This is a genomic window from Rhodococcus sp. O3, assembly GCF_048897285.1.
Classification (GTDB): domain Bacteria; phylum Actinomycetota; class Actinomycetes; order Mycobacteriales; family Mycobacteriaceae; genus Rhodococcus.
Genome location: NZ_JBMBTE010000233.1, coordinates 1 through 4,069, shown reverse-complemented (window position 1 = coordinate 4,069; position 4,069 = coordinate 1). Strand labels below are relative to the sequence as shown.

General features: G+C 68.5%; 6 protein-coding genes. 3 read left to right on the top strand and 3 right to left on the bottom strand.

Annotated features, from left to right (window positions below):
* A partial coding sequence (locus tag ACN675_RS28145) for a serine hydrolase domain-containing protein (protein WP_420753949.1) occupies positions 1 to 591 on the bottom strand: 591 nt, incomplete at its 3' end.
* A 387-nt stretch (positions 592 to 978) separates the two neighbouring features.
* On the opposite strand from ACN675_RS28145, the gene ACN675_RS28140 reads away from it, so the two are divergent.
* Positions 979 to 1,749 (top strand): thioesterase family protein, encoded by a 771-nt coding sequence (locus ACN675_RS28140; protein ID WP_420753948.1) that lies wholly within the window; start codon positions 979 to 981, stop codon positions 1,747 to 1,749.
* A 44-nt stretch (positions 1,750 to 1,793) separates the two neighbouring features.
* Complete coding sequence (locus ACN675_RS28135) at positions 1,794 to 2,210, top strand: hypothetical protein (RefSeq protein WP_420753947.1); 417 nt, start codon at positions 1,794 to 1,796, stop codon at positions 2,208 to 2,210.
* A gap of 110 nt (positions 2,211 to 2,320) precedes the next feature.
* On the opposite strand, the gene ACN675_RS28130 is transcribed toward ACN675_RS28135, so the two are convergent.
* Both ACN675_RS28130 and ACN675_RS28125 read right to left on the bottom strand, forming a co-directional pair.
* Positions 2,321 to 2,503 (bottom strand): hypothetical protein, encoded by a 183-nt coding sequence (locus tag ACN675_RS28130; RefSeq protein ID WP_420753946.1) that lies wholly within the window; start codon positions 2,501 to 2,503, stop codon positions 2,321 to 2,323.
* A gap of 173 nt (positions 2,504 to 2,676) precedes the next feature.
* Positions 2,677 to 3,609, bottom strand: coding sequence for an NAD-dependent epimerase/dehydratase family protein (locus ACN675_RS28125; RefSeq protein ID WP_420753945.1), 933 nt, complete (start codon positions 3,607 to 3,609; stop codon positions 2,677 to 2,679).
* Between the two features lie 148 nt (positions 3,610 to 3,757).
* Here ACN675_RS28125 and ACN675_RS28120 point away from each other — a divergent pair.
* A partial coding sequence (locus tag ACN675_RS28120) for a hypothetical protein (RefSeq protein WP_420753944.1) occupies positions 3,758 to 4,069 on the top strand: 312 nt, incomplete at its 3' end.

Here is a 4,069-nt window from a genome sequence, read left to right as displayed (position 1 = left end):
GGCGGGTAGCGAAGTCTGCTGCAGCCCGAGCGGTCCGAACAGGCGATCCTGGAACTGCTGCGCCAGCGGACTCCCACCGGCCGCCTCGGCGACCAGGCCCAGCAGCGCATAGTTCGTGTTGCTGTACTCGTAGTCCGTGCCGGGCGGGAAGTCCGGTGGTTGCGCGAACGCGATGTCCAGGACCTCCTGCGGTGTCCAGGCCTTCGCCGGATCCGCATCCATCGCCGCCGCCAATTCCGTTGAGGCCGTGTAGTTGTAGAGACCGCTGCGCATCGTCAACAGCTGGGCGACGGTGATGTTCTCGCCATTGGGCGTTTCCGGGACGTACTCGGAGATCGGGTCGTCGAACGAAAGCTTCCCCTCCTGCGCGAGCAGCACGATCAACGCCGCGGTCAATGTCTTTGTATTCGAAGCGATCCGGAAATGCGTACCCGTATCCGGCGGCGTCGATGCACCCAGTTCGGTGGTACCGACGACGGCCTCGAACCGTCCCTGCGGGGTGCGCAGCAGAACGACCGCCCCCGGGACGAGCATTTCCTTCGCAGCAGCGTCGACGACGCTCTGGAATCCGGCGGGATCGATGCTGTTCAAAGCCGATCCCGTCGACGCCTCCCCGCTCGTGGTCGCAGCGGCCGGCGAGCCGTTCGACGTTTCCGAATCGGTGGCAGGCTCGGAATCGGTTGAGCAACCGGCGACCACGAGCGCTGCGCACGTCGCCACCACGGCAGCACGTGGAGCGAACACGCTGCGGATGCGCTGTCCGGCTTTCCGATTCGGCCTGCTCTGCGAACAGGATTCACTCATGTCGGCATCACCGCCTGGGCATCGGAGTTCGCGTACCGCAGAGCCGGGCGGTACCACCGGGACGGATTCGCCCCTCAGCCTAGCGGTGGTCCGGCTCTGCCGGGGCCGGTCGGGGCGAACCGGCCGGAACTGCCGGGTCGTGATTGCATGGAGCAAACGCACGAGGAGTTGCCGATGAGCTATTTCGAACGAACCGGACCGACCACCTTCCGGGCCACGCATCACGTCGGCGGCGCGTGGGAAACGAACGAGCAGCACATCGCGCCGGCCCTCGGGCTGATGGCGCACGCCGTCGAACTCGACCGCGACGCCCGTCGCGACGACGGGCTTGCGATCGGCCGGCTCTCCTACGACATCCTGGGCACGCTCCCCATCGACGAGGTCGAGGTGCAGGTCGCCGTCCTGCGTCCCGGGCGCACCATCGAACTCGTCGAGGCAGTCCTCGCGCACGGAGGCCGCGCCGCCGTGCGTCTGCGCGCCTGGCTGATGCAGACCCGCCCGACCGCAGAACTCGAAGGAACCTCGCTCGCGCGGATCGCCCCGCCCGAGGAGATGGAGCAGTGGGATCCGACGTCGTTGTGGCCCGGCGGATTCATCGAGTCCGCGCAGGTGCGCCGCCGGCAGGTCGAGCCGGGCCGGGCGTCGTACTGGGTACGCACCCCGCTCCCCCTGGTCGCCGGTGAGGACATCAGCGCGGTTGCCGGGGCTGCGGGTCTTCTCGACATCGCCAACGGCATGACCGTGCGCGCCCATCCGAAGGACATCGCGTTCCCCAATATCGACCTGACCGCGCACTTCTTCGCCGAGCCGCGCGGCGAGTGGCTCGGGTTCGACACCACCGTCTCGTTCGGGCCGACCGGTCTCGGGCTGACGAGCAGCGTCATCCACGACGTCCACGGGCCGATCGGCACCGCCTCGCAGGTGCTCACCGTGCGCCCGTCCTGACCTGCCCGGGCCGCGCTCCACGACGCTCGGTAGTGTCCGTGAACATGGCTCGCGTCACCGTCACCTTGCAGAACCACGCGCCCGCGGACGCGCCCGAGCATATCCGCCGGCACGTGCCGCACTACTGCGCGCTGAGAGCAGCGACGGGAGCGTGGAACCGTGTGCTGGCCGACACGCTCGACGGCTTCGATCCGGTCACGGACATCGTCGTCGTCAACGTGAACAGCAACTTCTCGCGCGAACTGTTCACCGAGGAAGCGCAGTTGGACATCGAAGTGACGCGGATCGGCACCACCTCGGTGACGCTGCGGGCAGGAATCGAGCAGGGCGGGTCACTCGCGGCAGATATGTCGGTGACGCTCGTGCAGGTCGGGGACGGCCGCTCCGCGGCGCAGCCGTGGTCGCCCGAGCAGATCGCGTCGCTGGAGGCGCTGCGCAGTCCCCTCCCGATCGCCGACTAGCCAGGCGGGTCCGACGAATACCCCGACCGGGCGATGACGTCGTTCAGCGTCACCGGTGCCGGGTCGGTCGGTGTCGCGACGGTCTCGTTCGTGCCGCGATCGTCGTCGAGCTACGGGAGGTCGAGGTGCTGGATGACTCCCATGTCGGTCCAGCAGTACTCACCGTCGTATTCGCCGGTGCACCCCCCGTAGTGCCCTTCGAACGGATCGCCCGCAGCCGCAAGCGGCGCTGCGGCAACCATCGCGGCAGTGGCACCCGCCGCCACAATTACCGATGCAAGGAACTTCCTCATGTTCGCTTTCTCCTCCGAATCGCTCGATGCGAGTTCGCCTTTGCGCACTCATCGATAGGAGTGAGCTGAGGTCGGTTATGTTCCCGACAGCCCTCCCCACCGGGCTCGGCGGGTGCGGTCCGGCGAAACCGGGATCGATCGAATACGAAGTGCGCGAACAGAAGTGAACACCTTCAGAACAGACCGTCCCGGAAACCCTGGCGCCACGACGGATAACGCAACTCCCAGCCGAGCTCCCGCTTGGCCTTGGCGTTCGAGAACCCGCGCCCCTCGGTCATCATCGTCACGGCCACGTCACCCGCCAGCAACCGGGCGAGCCATCGCGGTACCCGCATCGGGGGTTTCGCGCCCGCGCATGCGGCCAGGTACGGCAGCCACTCCCCCGCCGGAGCGGGTTCGTCGTCGACGATGTTGTACACACCCTTCGCGTGCTGTTCGACCGCCAGCACGGTCGCGCTCGCCGCGTCGTCGAGGTGCACCCACGAGCTGTATCCGGTGCCGCCGCCGACGAGCGGGAACTGCCGTTTGCGGACGAGTTCGACCTGGTCGTCGCTGGCGCCGGGACCGTAGAGCCCGCCGTACCGCAGTGCCGCCCCGCCCGCCTCGAGGACCCGGTCCTCGACGTAGCGGATCGCGTCGGCTCCCGGGCGCGCCTTCGTCCCCTCCTCCGGATCCAGCGGATCCTCTTCCGTCTTCACCCATCCGCCCGTGCGGATGCCGTTCCAGCTGGCATAGCTCTGTGCGACGACGTGCGGCATGCCGTTCGCCTCGGCCGCGGCCAGCAGGTGATCGGTGCCTTCGGTGCGCAGCCGGATGATCGTCGCGAACCACCGGTCGAAGTGCTTCATGTCGGGTTTACCCGAGTGCGCCGCGGAGATCGCGGTCATCTGGTGGACGATGGCGTCGGGCCGGGCGGAGGCCACCGCCGCCGCCACCGAGTCCGCGTCCAGTCCGTCCATCACGACCGCATCGGCACCGAGCTGCCGGAGCAGATCCAATTTGCCGGGGCCGGTCGCCGTCGCCGTCACATGGTGCCCTCGCGCCACGAGCTGCGGCACCAGCCGCCGGCCGAGCACCCCGGATCCGCCTGCCACGAAGACTCGCATGACAATCACCTTCTCGAATCGGATTCGTCCTCGTGGAGGTGTGACGTTTCGACCCGGTGTTGTGTGACACGAGGTTGTGGGACATGAGCGCAACACCGACCGCCTCGCGCCGTTGCGGCCACAATGGTGCTGGACGCGGAGGTTTGCCATGACCGACAGCACGCACGAGCCCCGAATCCACAGCGGTTCGCTCGCCGACGAGACCGTCGCCCTGGTGCGACGGTGGATCGCCGAGGCCGCGACGGTCCCGCCGGACCGCGGCGCCGAGCAGCTCGCCGCGGTCCTGAAGGACCCGCACGGCCTCGAGTTCACGGTCGCGTTCATCGACGGGGTGATCCGGCCCGAGGATCCGCGGGTCGCCGCGCGCAATCTCGCGCACCTGTCCCGGGACCTTCCGGCTTTCCTGCCCGCGCACCTACGTGCCGCGATCCGGGCCGGCGGGGCGATCGGTCCCGCCCTG